We start from the raw sequence: 22,745 nt of genomic DNA on the forward strand, positions 1-22,745 counted from the left end.
TCCCCGGAGAACGGGTTCCGGCTTACCGCGGAACGGGGCCCGCCGGTCCCGCCCGTGCTCTCACCTCCGCGGTGAACGGTCCCCGCTCCGAGGCCGCGGTCACGTCCGAGGTGTCGCCGACGATCGCGCACCGGACCAGCCGGGTGCCCTGGGCGCCTGCCACCCGCTCGGCCCGGGCACAGGCGGCCGCGGTGCCCTCCGCCCAGTGGTCGGCGGCGGCCAGCGCCGCGAGGTCGGCCGCCCCCGCGGCGCGGTGCCGGGTCACCACGGCCTGCCCCAGGGCCAGTGCGACGCCGAACACCGCACAGAGCACGGCGATCGCCCCGACGCTCCAGACGGTGGCCGAGCCACGGTCCGAGATACGGCCCGCGAGTGGTTTCGAGAGGCGTCTCGAAAGGCGTCTCGAGACGCTTTCCCAGATGTGGCCTCTGATGGAGCCGCACCCGCTCGAACGACGCATCATGGCTTGGCTCCTCCCGCCGCTCGCGCCCCCTGCGCCGGCTCCGCTCCCACCGTCTCCTCGGCCTCCGCCACCGCCTCCTCCCTCAGGCGGAACGGCAGCACGCCCATCCCGGGCGGATCCGCCACGACGACCACACGGACCTCTCCTCCCTTCCGGGCCACCGAGACGCTCGCGCCGTGCGGCGCCGCCTCGCGGGCCACCTCGGTGACCGCGCCGTCCGGGTCCTGGCGGGCGGCGGCCCGGGCGCCCGCCCGAGCCGCGTCCACACACTGGATCTGCGCGAGCACCACCAGCAGCCCCCACACCAGCGCCGTCACGACCAGCACCAGCACGGGCAGTGCCATGGCCGCCTCCGCCGTCACGAACCCCCGGTCGCGGTCCCGTTCACATCCGCGCACTGAGGGCCCGCTTCACGATGGCCTGAAGTTCCGACTTGACCTGCCCGCTCGTGACCACCTCGTACAGCAGCACGGCGAACGCCACCGCCGCGATGATCCCCATCGCGTACTCGGACGTGACCATCCCCGCATCCCCGCGCACCAGGGCACGCGCCCGCACCACCAGGGCACGCATCCGCGCCCGTACCTTCCCGTTCATCTCAACCCCCGCGAGATCTCGCTCTGTTGCTCGTTCTTTGTTCGAAAACCGCTCCTGCGCGGTGCCGTTCGGCTCCCGCTCATCACCCCGTCACCCCGTCAGCCACCACCTCCTCGCAGCACCCCGCCCGCGAGACCGATCACCACGGGCAGCACCCCGACCGAGACGAAGGCGGGCAGGAAGCACAGCCCCACCGGCGCGGTGACCAGGACGGCTGCCCGGCGGGCCCGGGCCGTGGCGGCGCGCGCCCGGTCGGCGCGGGTGTCAGCCGCCAGCCGTGCGGCCGGTGCCGCCGCGGGGAGGCCGGACTCGCCGGCCCGCTCCAGCAGCCGGGCCAGGGCCGCGGCGCCCGGTATCGCGGCGAGCCCGCGCCACGCGTCGGCCGGTTCCCCGCCGAGCCGGACCTCGGCAGCTCCTCGCGCCAGCGCTGCCCCGACGGGGCCCGCCAGTGCCTCGCCCACCGCCTGGGCGGCGACCACCGGGCCGGCACCGGCCGCGACGCAGGCCGCCAGCAGGTCCGCGGCGAGGGGGAGTTGGCGTGCCGCCTCGACCGGATCGAACGCCTCCGGATCGGCCTCCCCCGGACCCGCCGGCGCCCGTCGCCGATGCCACTGCCGGAGCCCGACCGCGGCCACCACCCCGACCACGACACCGGGGAGCCCGCCGACGAGCACCCACCCGGCGCCCACGACACCCACCGCGGGCAGCAGCCATCCCGGCACGGTGCCCCGGACCCGCCACCACCGTCCGGCACGTAAGCCCCACGACGCCGCTCCCGCCTCCGGCTCCGCCTCCAGCAGTGAGGCCAGTCGTCGCCGCACCCTCCGTCTGCGGCGGACCGCCTCCGGCCACCGGACCAGCTGCCACAGGAGCAGCGCCACCCCGACGGCCGCCCCCAGCCTGTGGACGGCTTCCACGTTCGCGTTCATGCCGCCTCCGCCCGGCGCACGATGCGCAGCGCCCACCACAGCCCCACGGCCTCGAACGCCCCGCCGACGACCAGACAGCCCAGGCCCGCTCCGGTGTGCAACAGCACCCGCAGGGGGTCGGCCCCCATGGCCGTACCGAGAAGGAGACCAAGGGCAGGCAGACCGGCCAGCATGAGCGCCGTCGCCCGGGCCCCGGCCAACTGCGCCCGCAGGTCGGCCCGTTGGTCCCGCTCCACCCGCAGCGCCCCTTCGAGCCGGTCCAGGCCGGCCGCCAGGCCCGCGCCCCGGTCCACCGCCACCCGCCAGCAGGCCGCCAGACCCCGCAGCCCCTCGGCGCCCGGCTGCCGTGCGGCCAGGGCGAGCGCGCCCGGCACGTCACCGCCGAACCGCGCCGCCGCCAGCACCGCCGCCTGGGCCTCCCCGAGCCCGCCCGAGTCCCGGGCGGCGCACAACAGCGCCTCGCCCGGCTGCCGTCCGGCCCGCACCTCCCCGGCGAGCGTCCCGCACAGGGCGATCACCGCGTCCGCCCGCCGCTCCCGTGCCCGGTGGGCGGCCCGGGCGAGCCGGGTCCGGCGCAGCAGCGGAACCCCGGCCGCCCCCGCGGCGACCGGCAGCACCGAGGCACCCAGCACCGCCAGCACCAGCCCGGCGGCCAGCGCCCACCACTCGGCCCGCAACCGACCGCGGATCCGCCGGAGTTCGCCGAGGGCCCGGTCCCAGGACGGCGGACCCGTGGCCACCGCCCCGCCGCCGGACAGCAGCAGCCGCACCCGCCGTGCCCCGTAATGCCGCCCACCCGTCAGCCACAAGGCGGCCCCGGCGCACGCCGTCGCCGCGCCCAGCCACACCTGGCCCAGGGACGTCCCACCCATGCCGCTCACCACTCCCTCTCCGGGTGGAGCAGCTGTCGCAGCCGCTCCCACCCCCGTTCCTCCACGAAGGCCTCCGCACCCCAGCGCAGCGCCGGAACCGTGCGGACCAGCCCCGACGCATCCCGTTCCAGCACCCGCACCTCGGCGATCCGCCGCCGCCCGGAGCGGTCGCGGACGAGGTGCAGCACCACCGACAGCGCGGCCGCCAACTGGCTGTGCAGCGCGGCCCGGTCCAGCCCGGCCGCCGTGCCCAGCGCCTCCAGGCGGGCCGGGACGTCCGCGGCCGCGTTGGCGTGGACCGTGCCGCAGCCGCCTTCGTGGCCGGTGTTCAGCGCGGCCAGCAGGTGAACGACCTCGGCCCCGCGCACCTCGCCCACGACCAGCCGGTCCGGCCGCATCCGCAGCGCCTGCCGCACCAGGTCCTCGAGCGTGACGAGGCCCGCTCCCTCCTGGTTGGCGGGTCTGCTCTCCAGCCGGACCACGTGCGGATGGTCGGGCCGAAGCTCCGCCGAGTCCTCGGCGAGCACGATCCGCTCACCCGGTCCGACCAGACCCAGCAGGACGCTCAGCAACGTGGTCTTCCCGCTGCCCGTCCCCCCGCTGATGAGGAAGGACAGGCGCGCCTCCACCAGGGCCCGCAGCACCCGGTCCCCGCCCGGCGGCACCGTGCCCGCCGCCACCAGTTCGTCGAGCGTGAACGCGCGCGGCCGGACGACGCGCAGCGACATGCAGGTGCAGCCGACGGCGACCGGGGGCAGCACCGCGTGCAGGCGGGTGCCGTCGGGCAGGCGGGCGTCGACCCACGGACGGGCGTCGTCCAGCCGCCGTCCCGCCACGGCGGCCAGGCGCTGCGCGAGGCGTCGTACGGCCGGGGCGTCGGGGAAGGCGACGGCGGCCCGCTCCAGGCCGCCACCGCGGTCCACCCACACCCGGTCCGGGGCCGACACCAGGACGTCGGTCACGGTCGGGTCGGCGAGCAGCGGCTCCAGCGGGCCGCTTCCGATGAGCTCGGAGCGCAGGTGCTCGGCCGCCCCGAGCACCTCCGCGTCCCCGAGTACCCGGCCCTGCTCCCGCAGCGCCTGCGCCACCCGCGCGGGCGTCGGCTCGGCCCCGCTCTCGGCGAGCCACTGCCGTACGCCGTCCAGCAACTCCGCGGAGGCCCCCGGGCCGGTGCCCCACCCCGCGGCGCCTCTCCGCTCAAGGGGCCCACTCATGGCCCACCCACTTCCAGCCGCCCCACCCGTGGCCGCCCCGCTCATGGCCGTACCGCTCATGGCCGCCCCCTTCATGGCCAAATTGCCTACGGCCGACCCGCTCACGGCCGACGTGTTCATCGCCGCCTCGCTCACGGTCGGCGCGTTCTCCGCCGACTTGCTCGCGGCCGACGCACTCATGGCCGCCGTACTGGCAGCCGACGGACTCATGACCGCCGTACTCGCGGCCGACGCAAACGCAGCCGTCGTGTCCATGGCCGACGTATGCATGGACGCCCGTCTCAGGGCCGCCTCCCGCGTCAGCCGTCGCTCGGTCACCACCCTCATGGCGCCTCCCGCATCCGCCGCCGCCCGGTCGTCGCCCTCATGCCGCCTCCCACGCCCGCCTTCGTCCGGTCGCCGCCCTGATGCCGCCTCCCACGCCCGCCGTCGCCCGGTCGCCGCCCTCATGCGGCACCCGCTTCGATCAGGGCCCGCTCCCAGAAGGCCGTGCAGAAGCGGGCCAGCGGTCCGCGCGCGACCGCGCCCGGTGGTGTCCTGCGCTCTCCGGGCCGCAGCAGCGCGGACTCCACCGGGACCTCGCCGGCCAGCGGCAGCCCGAGCAGCCGGGCCACCTCGCGGTCGTCCAGCCCGGGTGCGTAAGGGCCCCGGACGGCCACGCGCACGTCCCGCAGCACCATGCCGACCGCGGAGGCCACCCGCGCGGCGGCCGCCACGGCGCGCAGTTCGGCGGGGACCACGAGGAGGCCCACGTCGAGCTGGGCGAGCGCCTCGGCGACCCCTTCGTCCACGCGCCGGGGCAGGTCGACCACCACGGCGCCGCCGCGCCGCCGGGCGGCGGCCAGCACCGCCCGGACGGCCTGGGGCGGGATGGCGACGCAGTCGCCGCGGTCCCAGCTGAGCACGCGCAGGGCGTGCAGTTCGGGCAGTGACTCCTCCAGGGCGCCGCCGCCGACCCTGCCGCGCGAGGCGGCGAACGCCGGCCAGCGCAGCCCCTCGGCCGTCTCCCCGCCCAGGAGCACATCGAGGCCGCCGCCCAGCGGATCGGCGTCCACGAGCAGGGTGCGCAGGCCCTCGCGTGCGGAGGTGACGGCGAGCGCGCAGGCCAGCGTCGACGCCCCGGCTCCGCCGCGGCCGCCGATGACGCCGACGGTGAGCGCGGGCCGGCCGACTCCCTCGGCGACGTCGGCGATGCGGTCGACCAGCCACTGCTCGCCGTCGGGCAGCACCAGCACGTGGTCGGCGCCGATCTCGACGGCGCGCCGCCAGACGCCGGAGTCGTCCTGGTCGCGGCCGACCAGCACCACTCCGCTTCTGCGGGCAGCCCCGCGCACCCGCCGCGCGGCGTCGTCTCCGACCAGCACCAGCGGCGCGGCCTCCCAGACGCTCCCGCGCGCGGGCACCCCGTGGTGGACCTCGGGCATGGCGCCCGCCGCCGCGCACAGGCGCAGCAGGTCGTCCAGGAGCTCGGCGTCCTCCGTGACGATCAGCGGTCTGCCCTGCCGCCCTCCGGCGGTGGGCGGCGGATCGTGTGTGACGGTTCCGGTCACCGGTTCTTCCCCCTTCGCTGCGTCTGTCGCGCGGCCCCGTGGCCCCGCGAATCCCCACCATGTGAAGAACCGGCAACCGGCCTTCATATGGACGGCCGATACGAACCGGCCAAACGCGCCCGACTAACCGGAACCGGCCATGAACTAGCCGCGAGCGGTACGCGCCGGAATCACGATGCAGCGATCCGGGAAATCATGTGGATCTTGGTCGATAACTGTGGACAACTCGACTGTTGTGAATATTGCCGTCACCCAAACCGGTGAGGCGCGCGCCGGTTCCCGCACAACTTCCGCAGCGCATCGCCTCAACTACGCACAGTTACGAAACACCGGCGTGTTGACACGGGCCGGGCGTCCCGGCGCAGGCCGCCCGGCGACCACGCGGAGAAGGCAGGAAAGGGGAGAAAGGTGTCCGGACATGCGACGACCCCCGCCGGGGGGGAGAGCGGGGGTCGTCTCCACGGCCGACTCGGGGGGGGAGGAGTCGGACCGGGTTAGCACGGTCGCGAACGATCCGTGACTTCCATGGTGTACCCGAGAGCCCTCTCAGGCAAACCCACGCGCCCACCTTACGCCGAATGGGCTGCCCCTATGCTCAGGGTCGTGGAAAACCACTCCTTGCCTCGCGCAGCGGCCTTCTTTGATCTGGACAAGACGGTCATTGCCAAGTCGAGCGCGCTCACGTTCAGCAAGTCGTTCTACCAAGGCGGCCTGATCAACCGCAGGGCCGTCCTGCGCACCGCCTATGCCCAGTTCGTCTTCCTCGCCGGCGGCGCCGACCACGACCAGATGGAGCGGATGCGCGCGTACCTGTCCGCGCTGTGCCGCGGCTGGAACGTGCAGCAGGTCAAGGACCTCGTCGCCGAGACGCTGCACGAGCTGATCGACCCGATCATCTACGACGAGGCCGCGTCCCTGGTCGAGAAGCACCACACCGCCGGACGTGACGTCGTCATCGTGTCCACGTCGGGCGCCGAGGTGGTCGAGCCGATCGGCGAACTGCTCGGCGCGGACCGGGTGGTGGCCACCCGGATGGTGGTGGGCGAGGACGGCTGCTTCACCGGCGAGGTGGAGTACTACGCCTACGGCCCGACGAAGGCGGAGGCGATCCGGGAACTGGCCGAGTCGGAGGGGTACGACCTCTCCCGCTGCTACGCCTACAGCGACTCGGTGACCGACCTGCCGATGCTGGAGGCGGTCGGCCATCCGCACGCGGTCAACCCGGACCGCGCACTGCGCCGGGAGGCACTCGCACGCGAGTGGGCGATTCTGGACTTCAACCGACCGGTACGGCTCAAGCAGCGGGTGCCCACGTTCTCCGTACCTCCGCGTCCGGCTCTGGTCGCGGCGGCCGCGATAGGGGCGGCGGCGGCCACCGCGGGGCTCGTCTGGTACGCGAGCCGGCGCCGGGCCTTGCCGGCCTGACGACCTGACGGGGCGACATGTCCGCCGGGGCGGCCCCCGTTCGGCGCCCCGGCACCCGTTTCGGGCGCGTTTGCGACCAAAAGTAAAGAAGTGCAGGCAGGGGTTCCGCTTACTCCCCGCTTGCAGTACAAAGGACACAACGGCCCGCGAGACCGAAGGACATCCGCGAGGATCACCTTTTCAACGCATTTGGCCCCACGGACCGAGCATGGCCACGGAGCACCCACGCGACGTCGACCCGTCGATTACGGGCCAGCCGCACCAGGTGACGGGCAAAGATCCCGACCTGATGGGCGACATATCGAGGACGCTTGGTAACTCGGTGGACGTGCCAGCGGCGGTACGAGTCCTCGTACCGCCGCAACCCTTGTCAGGCCGCCCCGCGCTGCAGCGCCTCGCACACCGCCGTCGACTCGCGCGCACCCAGCCCGACCGACCTGCCGCAGTGGGCGATCCAGGCGGCCATTCCCTCCGGAGTGCCGGAGACGTAGCCGTCGAGGGCCGCCAGGTAGGCCGCGCGGCCCTGCTCGGCGTGGCCCACCTCGGCCGGGCAGACCGACTTGGGGTCCAGACCGCTGCCGATCAGGACGATGCGCTCGGCCGCCCGCGCGACCAGGCCGTTGTGGGAGACGAAGGGGCGCAGCGCGAGGATCTCGCCGTGCACGACGGCCGCCGTGACCAGCGCGGGAGCTGAGCCGCCCGCGATGATCAGCTCCGACAGCCCCTCCAGGCGCCCGGAGACCTCGGCCGCGCTCGGCAGCGGCAGCTCGATCAGCGGTTCGTCGACTTCCTCACCCTCCTGGCGCGGCCGCCCGACCGTGCCGTCGTCGCTCGCGGCGGCCACCAGGTGGAGCCGGGCCAGCACGCGGAGCGGGGACTGGCGCCAGATGGACAGCAGTTGGCCCGCCTCCGCCGTGAGCCGCAGCGCCGCGCCCATCACACGGGCCTCGCCGTCGCCACTGAAGTCGGTACGCCGGCGCACCTCCTCCAGGGCCCAGTCGGCACCGGACAGCGCCGCGGAGCCCCGGGCGCCGCGCAGCGCCGCCTCGGAGGTGATCTCGTTGCTCCGGCGCCGCATGATCCGGTGTCCGTAGACCCGGTCCACGGCCTTGCGCACGGACTCCACGGACTCGGCCACGCCGGGCAGCGAGCCCAGGGCCGCAAGGGGATCCTCCCTGCCCGAGCCCACGCGAGAGCTTGGGGGCGGATCGGCGTTCGCGCCTGTCGTACTCATGAGTACGACCCTACGCACCCCGGCGCCCCACCCCACGAAGGAGTGGTCTTCTTCACGCGCACCTGCCACTTAAAGTGACCACCGACTACGCTTCGTGAACATGAAAATTGCTTTCGTCGGGAAGGGCGGCAGCGGCAAGACCACGCTGTCCTCCTTGTTCATCCGCCATCTGGCGGCCGCCGGCGCGCCCGTCGTCGCGGTCGACGCCGACATCAACCAGCACCTCGGGGCCGCACTCGGCCTGGAGGAGGCCGAGGCGGCCGCGCTGCCCGCGATGGGCGACCGGCTGCCGCTGATCAAGGACTACCTGCGCGGCACCAACCCGCGCATCGCCTCCTCCGACACGATGATCAAGACCACGCCGCCCGGCGAGGGGTCGCGGCTGCTCCGCGTGCGCGAGGACAACCCGCTGTACGACGCCTGTGCGCGGTCGGTGGAACTCGACGGCGGAGACGTCCGTTTGATGGTCACGGGCCCCTTCACGGACGCCGACCTGGGGGTCGCCTGCTACCACTCCAAGACCGGAGCGGTGGAGCTGTTCCTGAACCACCTGGTGGACGGCCGCAACGAGTACGTCGTGGTCGACATGACGGCGGGCTCGGACAGCTTCGCCTCCGGCATGTTCACCCGCTTCGACATCACGTTTCTCGTCGCCGAGCCGACCCGGAAGGGGGTCTCCGTCTACCGCCAGTACAAGGAGTACGCCCGCGACTTCGGCGTCGTCCTGCAGGTCGTCGGCAACAAGGTGCAGGGCCGGGACGACCTCGACTTCCTCCGCTCCGAGGTCGGGGACGACCTGCTGGTGACCGTCGGGCACTCGAACTGGGTGCGCGCCATGGAGAAGGGCCGGCCGCCCCGGTTCCCCTTCCTGGAGGACACCAACCGCCGCGCCCTGCGCACGCTCCAGGTCGCCGCGGACGCCGCCTACGAACTGCGCGACTGGCAGCGCTACACCCGCCAGATGGCGCACTTCCACCTGAAGAACGCCCACTCGTGGGGCAACGAGCGCACCGGGGTCGACCTCGCCGCGCAGATCGACCCCGGATTCGTCCTCGGCGAAGGCGTCACCGCCCCCGCGTGAGACGGGCTACGGCCTCGGCGCCCCGGGCACGCCCCTGGGGGCCGGGGCGGGGTGGCCGGACAGGAAGGACGCCCAGCCCTGCTGCGGGGCCTCGCCGACCCCCAGGCCGCGCAGTTTGGCGAGGGTCTGCGGGTCCTGGGCGTCCAGCCAGTCGGCCAGTTGCCGGAAGGAGACACAGCGCACGTCGGGCTTGTTGCACACCTGCTCCACCACCTCGTCGATGGCGCGCATGTAGGTGCCGCCGTTCCAGGACTCGAAGTGGTTGCCGATGACGAGGGGCGCGCGGTTGCCGTCGTAGGCCCGGTAGAAGCCCTTGAGCAGGCCGTCGCGCATCTGGTCGCCCCAGTAGTCGAACTTGTCGGGGTCGCCCTGCGTCAGGGTGCCGGACTGGTTGACCATGAAGTTGTAGTCCATGGTGAGCTGCTCGTAGGTGTGGCCGGGGAAGGGCACGAGCTGCATCGACAGGTCCCACAGGCCGTACTTCTTCCTCGGCCACACCTGGTTGTTGACGCCGCTGGTGTCGTAGCGGAAGCCCAGGTCCCGGGCCGCCCTCATGAAGTTCTTCTGGCCCTCGAGGCAAGGGGTGCGGGCGCCGACGAGTTCCTTGTCGTAGTCGAACGGCAGCGGCGCGGCGTCCCGCAGGCCGGTGTTGGTCTTCCAGGTCTTCACGAACTCCTTCGCCTGGGCGATCTCGCTCTTCCACTCCTCGACCGACCACTGGCCGACGCCGCCGTTCTCACCGCAGAAGTGGCCGTTGAAGTGGGTGCCGATCTCGTTGCCCTCCAGCCACGCCAGGCGGAGTTGCTTGACGGTGTCGGTGATGCCCTTCTCGTCGTTGAAGCCGATCTCCGAGCTGCCGGGCTCGTGCTGCGGGGGGCGGTACAGATCCCGCCTGTCCTTCGGGAGCAGGTACACCCCGCTGAGGAAGTACGTCATCGTCGCGTTGTTGGCCTTGGCCACCTTGCGGAAGTGGGAGAACAGCCTCTGGCTGTCCTCCCCCGCGCCGTCCCAGGAGAACACGACGAACTGCGGTGGTTTCTGACCGGGTTCGAGCCGCTCCGGTCTGGGCAGGTGCGGCTGGGCCCCGGTGTACGCGGTGGAGCCGTCGCCGATGAGGCGGACGACGCTTCCGGGCGCGGGCGCACCCAGCGGGCCGTGCGCCCCCTGTCCGGAAACATCGGTGTCGCCCGCACAACCCGCGAGCGAAGAGGCACAGGCCGCGGCGACCACGGCGCCCGCGGCGATCCTCTGGGTGGCGGCCATGTTCCGCCCACCTTCTTCCTTCTCTCGTCCAACGCCGAGACGGCGTGTGCTGGTCCTGTGCCGGACGCGCCGGACGCACCGGCAGCGCCGTCAAGGTCGCACGAGGGCGAGGAGGAATTAGTACGACAAGCCGATAAAAAGCTCGCTTCACTCATCGGAGTGAAGTTGTGCACCATTTGCACCGAATGTTCATGCATGACCTTTACGTTGAATTACGATTGCTTTACCGATCGTTGATTCAGTTGCTCCAGTTGATCCATCCCGCCGCTGCACGCCGTGACCCACGGCCGCGACCCGACCCCCGCCCCGCGCGGGGACCACCAGTTCCGCGACCGCGCCGCCCGGAGGAGACGGGAACATGTCAGCCTGCGCCCCCACCCACGCCGCCGACCCTGCTCGGCCCCAGCGCACCCACCAGCCCCACAGCCCGCCGCCGCGCCCGCGCCGCTTCCGTATCGCGGGCGCCGACATCTCGGCCTCGATCGCGGTCTTCCTGATCGCCCTGCCCCTGTCCCTCGGCATCGCCCTCGCCACCGGCGCCCCGCTCCAGGCCGGCCTCGTCGCCGCGGCCGTGGGCGGCCTGGTCGCCGGACGGCTCGGCGGCTCCCCCCTCCAGGTCAGCGGCCCCGCGGCCGGACTCACGGTCGTCACCGCCGACCTGATCCACCACTACGGATGGCGTGCGACCTGCGGGATCACCGTGCTCGCCGGCCTCGCCCAACTCGGTCTGGGCTGCCTGCGGGTGGCCCGCGGCGCACTCGCCGTCAGCCCCGCCGTCGTGCACGGAATGCTCGCCGGCATCGGCGTGACCATCGCCGTCGCACAGCTGCACATCGTCCTCGGCGGCAGCCCGCAGAGCTCCGTGATCGACAACCTCCGCGCGCTGCCCGCCCAGTTGGCCGAACTGCAACCGGCCGCGGTGTCGGTGAGCGTGCTGACGCTGACGCTCCTGCTGCTCTGGCCGAGACTTCCCGGGCGGGCCGGTGACCTCCTGCGCAAGGTGCCGGCGCCACTCGTCGCGGTCGCCGGGGCCACGGCGGCCGCCTCCCTCGCCGGGCTCAGCCTGGCCCGGGTGGACCTGCCCTCGTGGAGCAGTCACGCCCTGGCCGGGCTGCCCGAGGGTCCGGTGGCCGGCGTCATCGCCGCCGTGCTCACCACCACGCTGGTGTGCAGCGTGCAGTCGCTGCTCGGCGCCGTAGCCGTGGACAAGCTGGTTGCCGGCCGCCCCGCGCCCACCGTCCGGGTCCCGCGGTCCGACCTGGACCGGGAGCTGCTCGGTCAGGGCGCGGCCAACGTCGTCTCCGGCGCGCTCGGCGGCCTTCCGGTGGCCGGGGTGGCGGTGCGCAGTTCGGCGAATGTGCGCGCGGGCGCCGTCAGCCGGAACTCCACGATGCTGCACGGCGTTCTCGTAGTAGTCGCCACGCTGCTGATGGTCCCGATCCTGGAGCTCATCCCGCTCGCCTCGCTCGCCGCCCTGGTGATGGCCGTCGGCATCCAGATGGTGTCCCTGCACCACATCCGCACGGTGACCCGCCACCGAGAGGTGCTGGTGTACGCCGTCACCACCCTCGGTGTGGTGGCCTTCGGTGTCCTGGAGGGCGTGGTCCTCGGGGTCGCCGTGGCCGTCGCCGTCGCCCTGCACCGCCTCACCCGCACCCGCATCACGCACGACGAGAAGGAGGGGGTCCATCACGTCCACGTACGAGGGCAGTTGACGTTCCTCGCGGTGCCGCGGCTCAGCCGCGCCCTGCACCTCGTACCCCACGGGGCCGACGCGGTCGTCGAACTGGACGGCTCGTTCATGGACCACGCGGCGTACGAGTCACTGCAGGACTGGCAGCGGACGCACACCGCGCAGGGCGGCTCCGCCGACATCACCGGACGCCGGGCCGGAGTCGGCCTCGCCGAGCCCGCCGACACCACCGGGTGCCGTTGCCGGCCCTGGACACCCTGGCGCAACCACCAGTGCCGGGACACACCCCGGGCGTCGGCGGCCGACACCCGCGCGGAGAGCGGCCACCGGGCCGGCGGGCCCGCCCCGAGCAGACAGCAACTGGCGCGTGGCATCAGCGCGTTCCACACCAACACCGCACCGCTCGTGCGCGGGGAGCTGGCGCGACTGGCGCGGGAGGGGCAGCAGCCGTCCCAGCTGTTCCTCACCTGCGCCGACTCGCGGCTGGTCACCTCGATGATCACCTCCAGCGGTCCGGGCGACCTCTTCGTCGTGCGCAACGTGGGCAACCTCGTGCCGCCGCCCGGCGAGGACGGCGGGGACGACTCGGTGGGCGCCGCCATCGAGTACGCGGTGGACGTGCTCGGAGTCCGCTCCATCACGGTGTGCGGGCACTCCGGGTGCGGTGCGATGCAGGCGCTGCTCAACTCCGCTTCCGGCCAGGCGATGCGGTTCCGGGACGCACAGGCCCAGGGCACCCGTGCACGAGAGGCCGGGGTGCGCGGCGCCCACGCGCGGGACGCCGGCCCCCCGGCCCCTGACGCACGGGAGTCCGGGACGCCCCTGGAGCGGTGGCTGCGGCACGGGCTGCCCAGCCTGGAGCGTATGGCCGACGCCGGACTCGCCCGTCCGCGGCTGTCGGGGCGGCGGCCCGCCGACTCGGTGGAGCAGCTGTGCCTGACCAACGTCGTGCAGCAGTTGGAGCACCTGCGCCACCACGACTCGGTGGGCCGGGCCCTGCGGGAGGGCGCGCTGGAGCTGCACGGCATGTACTTCCACGTGGGTGAGGCCCAGGCCTACCTGCTGACGGGGGAGGCGGGGGACGAGGTGTTCACCGGCGTGGAGACGCCGGAGGACCTGCCCAGTCCGGCGTGATCCGTCCCCGGCGGCGGGCGCCCGCGCGCGGGGCCCGGCGAAGGCCTCCGGATCCCGCCGCGGCCTCGCCGTGGGTGACCCGCCCGTCGAGCGTCACGCAGACCGGGATCTTTGTGGATCGTGCTGAACTTGTGCGGCCTCCGATCCGTGGGAACGGATGAACCCGGCCGTCCAGGACGACGCGCGCGCCGCTCAGGGCACCCCCGTGCCTCCGAGCGGCCGTGCAAATCTTCCGCAAAGAGGTCTAAACCAATGTTCGGGCGACCCTTGTCATCGGGCCCCCCGGTCTGATGAGCTGTGGCCTGGGACACAACGGACACCCTGGGAAAGGGAGATGTCGTGAGCAACGAAAGCCTGGCCAACCTTCTGAAGGAGGAGCGACGCTTCGCGCCGTCGGCTGACCTGGCCGCGGGCGCCAACGTCACGGCGGAGGCGTACGAACAGGCCAAGGCTGACAGGCTCGGCTTCTGGGCCGAGCAGGCCCGGCGGCTGACCTGGGCCGAGGAGCCGACCGAGACGCTCGACTGGTCGAACCCGCCGTTCGCCAAGTGGTTCAAGGACGGCACGCTCAACGTGGCGTACAACTGCGTGGACCGGCATGTGGAGGCCGGGCACGGCGACCGGGTCGCGATCCACTTCGAGGGCGAACCCGGCGACAGCCGCGCGATCACCTACGCCGAGCTCAAGGACGAGGTCTCCAAGGCCGCGAACGCGCTGCTGGAGCTGGGCGTCCGCAAGGGCGACCGGGTCGCGATCTACATGCCGATGATCGCGGAGACGGCGATCGCCATGCTGGCCTGCGCCCGGATCGGCGCCGCGCACTCCGTCGTCTTCGGCGGCTTCTCCGCGGACGCGCTGGCCACCCGCATCCAGGACGCCGACGCCCGCGTCGTGATCACGTCCGACGGCGGCTACCGGCGCGGCAAGCCGTCCGCGCTCAAGCCGGCCGTCGACGAGGCGGTCGAGCGCGTGGACAACGTGGAGCACGTGCTCGTGGTCCGCCGCACCGGCCAGGAGGTCGCCTGGACCGAGGGCCGGGACGTGTGGTGGCACGAGCTGGTCGCCCGGCAGTCGGCCGAGCACACCCCGGAGGCGTTCGAGGCGGAGCACCCGCTGTTCATCCTGTACACCTCGGGCACGACCGGGAAGCCGAAGGGCATCCTGCACACCTCCGGCGGCTACCTGACCCAGACGGCGTACACGCACTGGGCCGTCTTCGACCTCAAGCCGGAGACCGACGTCTACTGGTGCACCGCCGACGTCGGCTGGGTCACCGGCCACTCCTACATCGTCTACGGACCGCTGGCGAACGGCGCGACGCAGGTGATGTACGAGGGCACGCCCGACACCCCGCACCAGGGCCGCTTCTGGGAGATCGTGCAGAAGTACGGGGTGACGACCCTGTACACGGCGCCGACCGCCATCCGCACGTTCATGAAGTGGGGCGACGACATCCCCGCGAAGTTCGACCTGTCCTCCCTGCGCGTGCTGGGCTCGGTCGGCGAGCCGATCAACCCCGAGGCGTGGATCTGGTACCGAAAGAACATCGGCGCGGACCGCACCCCGGTCGTCGACACCTGGTGGCAGACGGAGACCGGCGCGATGATGATCTCGCCGCTGCCCGGCGTGACGGAGGCCAAGCCGGGCTCCGCACAGCGCCCGCTGCCCGGCATCTCCGCCACGGTCGTCGACGACGAGGCGAACGAGGTGGCGAACGGCGGCGGTGGCTACCTCGTGCTCACCGAGCCGTGGCCGGCGATGCTGCGCACCATCTGGGGCGACGACCAGCGGTTCATCGACACCTACTGGTCCCGCTTCGCGGGCAAGTACTTCGCCGGTGACGGCGCCAAGAAGGACGACGACGGCGACATCTGGCTGCTCGGCCGCGTCGACGACGTGATGCTCGTCTCCGGGCACAACATCTCCACCACGGAGGTCGAGTCGGCCCTGGTGTCGCACCCGTCGGTCGCCGAGGCGGCCGTGGTGGGCGCCGCGGACGAGACGACCGGGCAGGCGATCGTCGCCTTCGTGATCCTGCGCGGCGCGGCCACGGAGACCGAGGACCTGGTCGCCGAGCTGCGCAACCACGTCGGCAGCACGCTCGGCCCGATCGCCAAGCCGAAGCGGATCCTGCCGGTGGCGGAGCTGCCCAAGACGCGGTCCGGGAAGATCATGCGGCGACTGCTGCGCGACGTGGCGGAGAACCGGCAGCTCGGGGACGTCACGACGCTGACGGACTCGACGGTGATGGACCTCATCCAGACGAAGCTCCCGGCATCGCCGAGCGAGGACTGAGGACCGACGGCCTCACCCAGGGTGCCCCGGATCCGGGGCACCCTGGGCCCATGGCCGGCCCCGGTTTCGTAAGGGGCCGGTAAACTGGTGACTTCAGGGTGTGCCGGGAAGTCTGGTCGGCGACGCCGTCGGTGATCCCGCACGACGGCGGCAAGCCGCATCGACCCGGAGGTCCCACCGTGGCCGCGCCCCGCACCACCGACACCGCCCGCAAGGTCCTCGGACGGCTCTCCCTGCCCGAGCGGACCTTCGTGGTGGACGCGCTGCGCACCGAGACCGTCGGCGGCGTGCTGCTGCTCCTCGCCACGCTGGCCGCCCTGGCCTGGGCGAACATCCCCGCGCTGCGCGCGAGCTACGAGAGCGTCGGCGACTTCCACTTCGGCCCCTCGGCCCTCGGCCTGCACCTCTCCGTCGCCCACTGGGCCGCCGACGGGCTGCTCGCGATCTTCTTCTTCGTCGCCGGCATCGAACTGAAACGCGAGCTCGTCGCGGGCGACCTGCGCGACCCCCGGGCCGCCGTCCTGCCGGTGATCGCCGCGCTGTGCGGCATGGCCGTACCCGCGGTCGTCTACACCCTCACCAATGCCGCCGGGGGCGGATCGCTCGCGGGCTGGGCGGTGCCGACGGCGACCGACATCGCGTTCGCGCTCGCCGTCCTCGCGGTCATCGGCACCTCGCTGCCGAGCGCCCTGCGCGCGTTCCTGCTCACGCTCGCCGTCGTAGACGACCTGTTCGCAATCCTGATCATCGCCGTCTTCTTCACCGACCACCTGAACTTCGCCGCGCTCGGCGGCGCGGCGGCCGGTCTGGCGGTCTTCTGGCTGCTGCTGCGGGCGGGCGTGCGCGGGTGGTACGTGTACGTCCCGCTCGCCGTGGTCGTCTGGGCGCTGATGTACAACAGCGGCGTGCACGCCACCATCGCGGGCGTGGCGATGGGACTGATGCTGCGCTGCACCACCCGCGACGGCGAGGAGCACTCCCCCGGCGAGCGCGTCGAGCACCTCGTCCGGCCCCTGTCCGCGGGCCTTGCCGTGCCGCTGTTCGCCCTGTTCAGCGCCGGTGTCTCGCTCTCCGGGGGCGCGCTGTCGGACGTGTTCACCCGGCCCGAGACCCTCGGCGTGGTCCTCGGGCTCGTGGTCGGCAAGGCGGCCGGCATCTTCGGCGGCACCTGGTTCACCGCCCGCTTCACCCGGGCCTCGCTCAGTGACGACCTGGCCTGGGCGGACGTGTTCGCCGTCGCCGCGCTCGCCGGGATCGGCTTCACCGTCTCCCTGCTCATCGGCGAGCTGGCCTTCGAGGGCGACGCGGCGATGACCGACGAGGTCAAGGCCGCCGTCCTGTGCGGCTCCCTCGTCGCGGCGACGCTGGCGACCGTCCTGCTGAAGGTACGGAACGCCAAGTACCGCAGGCTGTGCGAGGCCGAGGAGCGTGACGACGACCTCGACGGCATCCCCGACGTCTACGAGGAGGACGACCCGGCGTACCACCTGCGCATGGCCGCCATCCACGAGCGGAAGGCCGCCGAGCACCGCCGGATCGCCGAGGAGAAGGCCGCCGAACGGGCACGGCGGCTTGCCGAAGTGCCGGGCGGGGCAGGCGAGGAGAACGACAGTCCGGCATGATCTGACGGGACGGTACAAAAGACGGGACCGTTCCCAGTCGGGCAGAAGTCAGGCAGCAGTCGAGCCGGACCGGAACCCGGACGGAATTCCACCCAGTCACGAGAGGGAGACCGCGATGAGCGCACCCGACGGCAGCCCGGTCGGCGCCGAACGCAGCATCGGCCAGCTGTTCGCCTCGGCGACGACCGAAATGTCCGCGCTGGTGCACGACGAGATCGCGCTGGCCAAGGCCCAGCTGAAGCAGGACGTCAAGCGCGGCGCCACGAGCGGCGGCGCGTTCAGCGCGGCCGGCGTGCTGCTGCTGTTCTCCCTGCCGATGCTCAACTTCGCCCTCGCGTACGGCATTCGGACCTGGAGCGGCTGGAACCTCGCGGTCTGCTTCCTGCTGTCCTTCGCGGCCAACGTCCTCGTCGCCGGCGTCCTCGCGCTGATCGGCGTGGCCTTCGCCAAGAAGGCGAAGAAGAGCCAGGGCCCCCACAAGGTCGCCGCGTCGATGAAGGAGACGGCGAACGTCCTGCAGAAGGCCAAGCCGCACCCCCGCCCGGAGACCCCGGCCCTGGAGGACCGGGCGCCCCAGGCCATCGAGGCTGTGGCACGCTCGTCGTCATGACGGATCCCGCCACCCCTCCGGCGCAGCCCACCTCGGTCGTACGGCTCGACCTGCCCGGCGGCCGAAAGGTGACCCACCGGGACGTGGCCGCCAACGGCGCCCGCTTCCACATCGCCGAGCTCGGCGACGGCCCGCTGGTGCTGCTGCTGCACGGCTTCCCGCAGTTCTGGTGGACCTGGCGGCACCAGCTGGCCGCGCTCGCCGACGCGGGGTTCCGGGCGGTCGCCATGGACCTGCGGGGCGTGGGCGGCAGCGACCGCACGCCCCGCGGATACGATCCCGCCAACCTGGCGCTGGACATCACCGGCGTGATCCGCTCGCTCGGCGAGCCGGACGCCGCCCTGGTCGGCCACGACCTCGGCGGCTATCTGGCGTGGACGGCGGCCGCGATGCGCCCGAAGCTCGTACGGCGGCTCGCGGTCTCCTCGATGCCGCACCCCCGGCGCTGGCGCTCGGCGATGGTCTCGGACCCGCGGCAGAGCGCCGCCAGCTCCTACATCTGGGGCTTCCAGCGGCCGTGGATCCCCGAGCGGCAGCTGACCGCCGACGACGGGGCGCTCGTGGCCCGGCTCGTACGGGACTGGTCGGGACCGCGGCTGCCGGACGACGAGGCGGTGGAGACGTACCGCCGCGCCATCTGCATCCCCTCCACGGCGCACTGCTCGATAGAGCCCTACCGCTGGATGGTGCGGTCCCTGGCCCGCCCCGACGGCATCCAGTTCTACCGCCGGATGAAGCGGCCCCTGCGGGTGCCGACGCTGCATCTGCACGGCTCCCTCGACCCGGTGCAGCGCATCCGCAGCGCGGCCGGCTCGGGAGAGTACGTCGAGGCGCCGTACCGCTGGCGGCTCTTCGACGGGCTGGGGCACTTCCCGCACGAGGAGGATCCGGTCGCTTTCTCCACCGAACTGGTCAACTGGCTGAAGGACCCCGAACCCGATCGGTGACCGAGCCACTGCGCCCGGTATCCGGACGTGAACACCTGTCCGACGAACGGCCAATTGCCTGGCGCATAGGCCAATTGGGGTGCCCGCGCGCGGTTATGGACCTTGGGGCAGGGGCAGACGTCGGGGTATGGGCTGGACGCACGACTACAGTGACGCAGCACGCAGCCGCCGTTCCACGGCCGGGCTCAACTCCCACCAGCGGGGCACCCCGCAACTGACGGGCACCGACCCCCGGGTGGGCATCTCGCGCATCCTGCGCCGCCGGGCCCGCTGGGTCTCCGTACGCCTGCGTCACACCCGCGACTGAGCCGCGAGCCCGGCCCCGCGGCCGCCGCTCAGAGCGCGCAGCTGTCGCTGTCCACCTGCTGGTTCGCGGTACGCCCCTTGGCGATGTCCTGCTGGATCTCGTCCGCCGAGAGCGCGTAGCCGGTCTGGGCGTCGTCGAGGGACTTGGCGAACACCACCCCGTAGACCCTGCCGTCGGTGGTGAGCAGCGGGCCGCCGGAGTTGCCCTGGCGGACGGTCGCGTAGAGCGAGTAGACGTCGCGGCGGACCGTGCCGCGGTGGTAGATGTCCGGGCCGTTGGCCGTGATGCGCCCGCGCACCCGCGCGGCGCGCACGTCGTACGACCCGTTCTCCGGGAAGCCGGCGACGATCGCGCCGTCACCGCTGCGGGCGTCCGTGCGCGTGAACTTCAGCGCCGGGGCCTTCAGGTCCGGTACGTCGAGTACGGCGATGTCGCGCTGCCAGTCGTAGAGGACGACCTTCGCGTCGTACCTGCGGCCCACGCCGCCGATCTGGACGGTGGGCTCGTCGACGCCGCCGACGACGTGCGCGTTGGTCATGACGCGGCGGTCGCCGAAGACGAAGCCGCTGCCCTCCAGGACCTTGCCGCAGCTGCGCGCGGTGCCGACCACCTTGACGACGGACTGCTTGGCGCGGGCGGCCACCGTGCTGCCCGCCAGGGCCGGGTCCGGGGGCCGTACGTCGGTGATGGGTTCGTTGGCGAACGGGCTGAAGACCTGCGGGAAGCCGTTCTGCGCGAGGACCGACGAGAAGTGCGTGAACCAGGTGTCGGCCTGGGCGGGCAGGACGCCGGAGACTCCGATCAGCACCCTGGAGTTGCGCACCTCCTTGCCGACGGTCGGAATCGTCGTGGAACCGAGGAGCGAGCCGATCAGCCAGGCGACGAAGAGCAGCGCCGCGACGTTGACCAGGGCGCCGCCGGTCGCGTCCAGGGTGCGCGCCGGGGACCAGGTGATGTACACGCGCAGCTTGTTGCCGAGGTGGGTGGTCAGGGCCTGGCCGACGGAGGCGCAGACGATGACGACGACCACCGCGACGACGGCCACCGTGGTGCTGACTGGCGAGCCGTCCGTCAGCGCGTCCCAGACGACCGGCAGCGTGTACACGGCGACGACGCCGCCGCCCAGGAAACCGATCACCGACAGGATGCCGACGACGAAGCCCTGGCGGTAGCCCACGACCGCGAACCACACGGCGGCGACCAGCAGCAGGATGTCCAGCACGTTCACCGCTTCGAGCCTCGCCTCATCGTCTCGCGGTCACCACGGATCGGCCGGGGGGCCGGTACGCCGCACAGCGCGATGCGGGCTCGGCGTCCCCCGGGAAAACACAGCACGGCGCCCACCCTGTCATGACCGCCAGTCGAGTGGGACCTGCTTGGCCCGGTCCCAGGGCTCCTCCCAGCCCGCGAAGTGCAGAAGGCGGTCGATGACGCCGGCGGTGAAGCCCCAGACGAGGGCCGATTCGACCAGGAATGCCGGGCCGCGGTGGCCGCTGGGGTGCACGGTGGTGGCGCGGTTGCGCGGGTTCGTGAGATCCGCCACGGGGACCGTGAAGACCCGGGCGGTCTCGGCCGGGTCGACGACGCCGACCGGGCTGGGCTCGCGCCACCAGCCGAGCACCGGCGTGACGACGAAGCCGCTGACCGGGATGTACAGCCGGGGCAGCACGCCGAACAGCTGGACGCCGGCCGGAACCAGCCCGGTCTCCTCCTCCGCCTCCCGCAGCGCCGCCCGCAGCGGCCCCTCGGCCGTCGGGTCGCCGTCCACGGGGTCGAGCGCGCCGCCGGGGAAGGACGGCTGCCCGGCGTGCGAGCGCAGCGAGCTGGCCCGCTCCATCAGCAGCAGCTCCGGGCCGCGCTCGCCCTCGCCGAACAGGATCAGTACGGCGGACTGGCGCCCCGCGCCGTCCTCCGGCGGCAGGAAACGGCTCAGCTCGACCGGCCGGACGGTCTCCACGACGCGCACGACGGGCTCCAGCCATCCCGGCAGGCCCTCCGTGCTGAGCGCGGCCCGGCCGCCCTGGGTGTCACTCGCGCGCGTCATCGCCCTCCCCGTCGTCCTGCTGCTTCCAACGCCCGCCGGCCCCGGGATCGTTCCGCGCCGGTGGCCCCGGCCCCCGTCCCGACTGACCCAGCTGCCACAGCTGACCCAGCCGTCCAGGGCGTCTCAGGTCCCAGCGGTCCCAACCGTCCCAGCGGTCCCAACCGTCCCAGCGGTCCCAACCGTCCCAGCGGTCCCGGTCGTCCCGTCATCCGGCCCCCAGCGGCGGGGCCGGCTTGCCGCCCGCGTCCAGGTAGGCCTGCGGGGGCTTCAGCCGCTGGCCGGGGAAGCCGCCCTTCTCGTACTTCAGCAGCTTCCTCGCCTTCTCCGGGTCGGTCTCGCCCTCGCCGTAGGCAGGGCAGAGCGGCGCGATCGGGCAGGCGCCGCAGGCGGGCTTGCGGGCGTGGCAGATGCGGCGGCCGTGGAAGATCACATGGTGCGAGAGCATCGTCCAGTCGCTCCGGGGGAAGAGCGCGCCGACGGCGGCCTCGATCTTGTCGGGGTCGGTCTCGTCGGTCCACTGCCAGCGCCGCACCAGCCGCTGGAAGTGCGTGTCCACGGTGATGCCGGGGTGGCCGAAGGCGTTGCCGAGGACCACGAAGGCGGTCTTGCGGCCGACGCCGGGCAGCTTGACGAGGTCCTGGAGACGGCCGGGGACCTGTCCGCCGAACTCCGCCACCAGCGCCTTGGACAGGCCCATGACCGACTTTGTCTTGGCCCGGAAGAAGCCGGTGGGCCGGAGGATCTCCTCGACCTCCTCCGGGTTGGCGGCGGCGAGGTCCTCGGGGGTCGGGTACCGGTCGAACAGCGCGGGCGTCGTCTGGTTCACCCTCAGGTCCGTGGTCTGCGCGGACAGCACCGTGGCGACCAGCAACTGGAAGGGGTTCTCGAAGTCCAGCTCGGGGTGGGCGTACGGGTACACCTCGGCGAGCTCGCGGTTGATGCGCCGGGCGCGGCGGACGAGCGCGGTGCGCGACTCGTTCCGCGGCGGCTTCGGGGCGACGGTCTTCTCGGCGGAGGCGCGCCGCACGGCGACCGTGCCGTCCTCGGGCGCGACGGTCACCTTCTTCGGCGGCCTGGCCTTCCGCACCGCGGCGGCCGGCTTCACCGCGGTTCCCGCGGTGGCCTTCGCCGTGGTCTTCGCGGTGGTCTTCTTCGTGGCGAGGGCCTTTTCGGCCGGAGCTTTCTCCGCGGCGGCCTTCTTCGCGGGTGCCTTCTTCGCGGGTGCCTTCTTGGCGGGTGCCTTCTTGGCGGCCGCCGCCTTCTTCACCGGAGCCGTCTTCTTCGCGGGCGCCTTTTTGGCTGTTTTTTCCGTTTTGTTTCCATCGTCGGGGCTTTGTTCGCCCACAGCGGAATCCTTGCGTACAACCACCCGCGCAGCCCCCTAGGCCTGTGCTCTCACCGGCGTTTTGGACACCCGGCCAGCCTAAAGGCAGGCACGGACATCCGCCCCGGGCCCCGGGGATCA

General features: G+C 72.8%; 20 protein-coding genes. 8 read left to right on the forward strand and 12 right to left on the reverse strand.

What is annotated here, in order from left to right; translation table 11 throughout:
- Positions 1-22: 22 nt before the first annotated feature.
- The 7 genes from ACIQ9G_RS18220 to ssd all read right to left on the reverse strand — a co-directional run bounded on the left by ACIQ9G_RS18220 (position 23) and on the right by ssd (position 5,625).
- Entirely contained in the window at positions 23-460 is a 438-nt protein-coding gene (locus tag ACIQ9G_RS18220; protein ID WP_403611266.1) for an Rv3654c family TadE-like protein, read from the reverse strand.
- Positions 460-861 (reverse strand): TadE family type IV pilus minor pilin, encoded by a 402-nt coding sequence (locus ACIQ9G_RS18225; RefSeq protein ID WP_403610301.1) that lies wholly within the window; start codon positions 859-861, stop codon positions 460-462. Before ACIQ9G_RS18225 ends, ACIQ9G_RS18220 begins: the two co-directional genes overlap by 1 nt.
- A complete protein-coding gene (locus ACIQ9G_RS18230; protein WP_403610303.1) occupies positions 848-1,060 on the reverse strand; it encodes a DUF4244 domain-containing protein in 213 nt (70 codons plus the stop codon). Before ACIQ9G_RS18230 ends, ACIQ9G_RS18225 begins: the two co-directional genes overlap by 14 nt.
- A gap of 98 nt (positions 1,061-1,158) precedes the next feature.
- A complete protein-coding gene (locus tag ACIQ9G_RS18235) occupies positions 1,159-1,989 on the reverse strand; it encodes a type II secretion system F family protein (protein WP_403610305.1) in 831 nt (276 codons plus the stop codon).
- Positions 1,986-2,861, reverse strand: a complete 876-nt coding sequence (locus tag ACIQ9G_RS18240) for a type II secretion system F family protein (protein ID WP_403610308.1) — start codon at positions 2,859-2,861, stop codon at positions 1,986-1,988. Before ACIQ9G_RS18240 ends, ACIQ9G_RS18235 begins: the two co-directional genes overlap by 4 nt.
- Before the next feature lie 5 nt (positions 2,862-2,866).
- Positions 2,867-4,075: a TadA family conjugal transfer-associated ATPase gene (locus ACIQ9G_RS18245; RefSeq protein WP_403610311.1), complete on the reverse strand. Its 1,209-nt coding sequence runs from the start codon at positions 4,073-4,075 to the stop codon at positions 2,867-2,869.
- Between the two features lie 446 nt (positions 4,076-4,521).
- Positions 4,522-5,625, reverse strand: a complete 1,104-nt coding sequence (gene ssd / locus ACIQ9G_RS18250; protein WP_403610313.1) for a septum site-determining protein Ssd — start codon at positions 5,623-5,625, stop codon at positions 4,522-4,524.
- Between the two features lie 591 nt (positions 5,626-6,216).
- On the opposite strand from ssd, the gene ACIQ9G_RS18255 reads away from it, so the two are divergent.
- Complete coding sequence (locus tag ACIQ9G_RS18255) at positions 6,217-7,050, forward strand: HAD family hydrolase (RefSeq protein ID WP_392192341.1); 834 nt, start codon at positions 6,217-6,219, stop codon at positions 7,048-7,050.
- A 370-nt stretch (positions 7,051-7,420) separates the two neighbouring features.
- On the opposite strand, the gene ACIQ9G_RS18260 is transcribed toward ACIQ9G_RS18255, so the two are convergent.
- Positions 7,421-8,284 (reverse strand): oxidoreductase, encoded by an 864-nt coding sequence (locus tag ACIQ9G_RS18260; protein ID WP_403610316.1) that lies wholly within the window; start codon positions 8,282-8,284, stop codon positions 7,421-7,423.
- Between the two features lie 100 nt (positions 8,285-8,384).
- Between ACIQ9G_RS18260 and ACIQ9G_RS18265 the strand changes: the two genes are divergently transcribed.
- Positions 8,385-9,365 carry an ATP-binding protein gene (locus ACIQ9G_RS18265; RefSeq protein ID WP_403610319.1) on the forward strand — a complete coding sequence of 327 codons (981 nt, stop codon included), beginning with the start codon at positions 8,385-8,387 and terminating at the stop codon, positions 9,363-9,365.
- A gap of 6 nt (positions 9,366-9,371) precedes the next feature.
- Here the strand turns inward: ACIQ9G_RS18265 and ACIQ9G_RS18270 are convergent, their stop codons facing one another.
- The gene (locus tag ACIQ9G_RS18270) at positions 9,372-10,628 is read right to left on the reverse strand and encodes a hypothetical protein (protein WP_403610322.1); all 1,257 of its coding nucleotides are present in this window, start codon (positions 10,626-10,628) and stop codon (positions 9,372-9,374) included.
- A 358-nt stretch (positions 10,629-10,986) separates the two neighbouring features.
- Here ACIQ9G_RS18270 and ACIQ9G_RS18275 point away from each other — a divergent pair, with 358 nt between their 5' ends.
- The 6 genes from ACIQ9G_RS18275 (at position 10,987) to ACIQ9G_RS18300 (ending at position 19,236) form a co-directional block, all read left to right on the forward strand.
- Positions 10,987-13,455 (forward strand): SulP family inorganic anion transporter, encoded by a 2,469-nt coding sequence (locus tag ACIQ9G_RS18275; protein ID WP_403610325.1) that lies wholly within the window; start codon positions 10,987-10,989, stop codon positions 13,453-13,455.
- Positions 13,456-13,794: 339 nt separating this feature from the next.
- Positions 13,795-15,750, forward strand: a complete 1,956-nt coding sequence (gene acs, locus ACIQ9G_RS18280) for an acetate--CoA ligase (protein ID WP_403610327.1) — start codon at positions 13,795-13,797, stop codon at positions 15,748-15,750.
- 179 nt (positions 15,751-15,929) lie between these two features.
- The gene (nhaA, locus tag ACIQ9G_RS18285) at positions 15,930-17,372 is read left to right on the forward strand and encodes a Na+/H+ antiporter NhaA (RefSeq protein ID WP_403610329.1); all 1,443 of its coding nucleotides are present in this window, start codon (positions 15,930-15,932) and stop codon (positions 17,370-17,372) included.
- A 115-nt stretch (positions 17,373-17,487) separates the two neighbouring features.
- Positions 17,488-17,982 carry a phage holin family protein gene (locus tag ACIQ9G_RS18290; RefSeq protein ID WP_403610331.1) on the forward strand — a complete coding sequence of 165 codons (495 nt, stop codon included), beginning with the start codon at positions 17,488-17,490 and terminating at the stop codon, positions 17,980-17,982.
- Positions 17,979-18,929: an alpha/beta hydrolase gene (locus ACIQ9G_RS18295; protein WP_356184601.1), complete on the forward strand. Its 951-nt coding sequence runs from the start codon at positions 17,979-17,981 to the stop codon at positions 18,927-18,929. Before ACIQ9G_RS18290 ends, ACIQ9G_RS18295 begins: the two co-directional genes overlap by 4 nt.
- A gap of 127 nt (positions 18,930-19,056) precedes the next feature.
- Complete coding sequence (locus ACIQ9G_RS18300; protein WP_403610334.1) at positions 19,057-19,236, forward strand: hypothetical protein; 180 nt, start codon at positions 19,057-19,059, stop codon at positions 19,234-19,236.
- Between the two features lie 28 nt (positions 19,237-19,264).
- On the opposite strand, the gene ACIQ9G_RS18305 is transcribed toward ACIQ9G_RS18300, so the two are convergent.
- The 3 genes from ACIQ9G_RS18305 to nth form a co-directional block, all read right to left on the reverse strand.
- Entirely contained in the window at positions 19,265-20,464 is a 1,200-nt protein-coding gene (locus ACIQ9G_RS18305) for a MarP family serine protease (RefSeq protein WP_403610337.1), read from the reverse strand.
- Positions 20,465-20,584: 120 nt separating this feature from the next.
- Positions 20,585-21,280 (reverse strand): NUDIX hydrolase, encoded by a 696-nt coding sequence (locus ACIQ9G_RS18310; protein WP_403610340.1) that lies wholly within the window; start codon positions 21,278-21,280, stop codon positions 20,585-20,587.
- A gap of 205 nt (positions 21,281-21,485) precedes the next feature.
- Complete coding sequence (gene nth, locus ACIQ9G_RS18315) at positions 21,486-22,547, reverse strand: endonuclease III (RefSeq protein ID WP_403610342.1); 1,062 nt, start codon at positions 22,545-22,547, stop codon at positions 21,486-21,488.
- Positions 22,548-22,745: the final 198 nt, after the last annotated feature.

It is taken from the genome of Streptomyces sp. NPDC096152 (assembly GCF_044763235.1).
Classification (GTDB): Bacteria; Actinomycetota; Actinomycetes; order Streptomycetales; family Streptomycetaceae; genus Streptomyces.